We start from the raw sequence: 364 nt of genomic DNA, 5'->3' as shown, positions 1-364 counted from the left end.
GCTGACATCAGCGGTGGAATATCTCATCACGGATGAAGAGGTTAGAGCAAGAATGGGTTCACATACCAGAGAGATTATCTCGGATAAGTTCGATATGAATCTTCTCGTGGGCAGATTATCAGGAATATATGCTGCACTTCAAGTGAAGGGATCCTAGTGAACAGGAAAAGGTGATGAAATGAACCCCTTGGTATCTTGCATCATTACGACCCATAACCGGGCCGATTTATTGAAAAATGGGTTGAGAAGTGTATGTGAGCAAACACATCCGTATCTGGAGATTTTCATTGTGGATGATGGTTCAGAAGATCAGAAGCCAGAGATCTGTCAGGCTTGGTACCGGGAAGATTCACGGATTCGGTAC

Annotated in this window: 1 protein-coding gene; it reads left to right on the top strand. The window is 44.2% G+C overall.

Annotated features, from left to right (window positions below):
- Window positions 1-178: 178 nt before the first annotated feature.
- Window positions 179-364, top strand: a 186-nt coding sequence (locus tag EL84_RS00150) for a glycosyltransferase family 2 protein (protein WP_047840233.1), incomplete at its 3' end; no start/stop codon positions are given.

It is taken from the genome of Paenibacillus sp. VT-400 (genome assembly GCF_001029205.1).
Classification (GTDB): Bacteria; Bacillota; Bacilli; order Paenibacillales; family Paenibacillaceae; genus Paenibacillus; species Paenibacillus amylolyticus.
The sequence above is the reverse complement of the archived record's forward strand: the minus strand, read 5'-3'. Positions and strand labels throughout refer to the sequence as shown.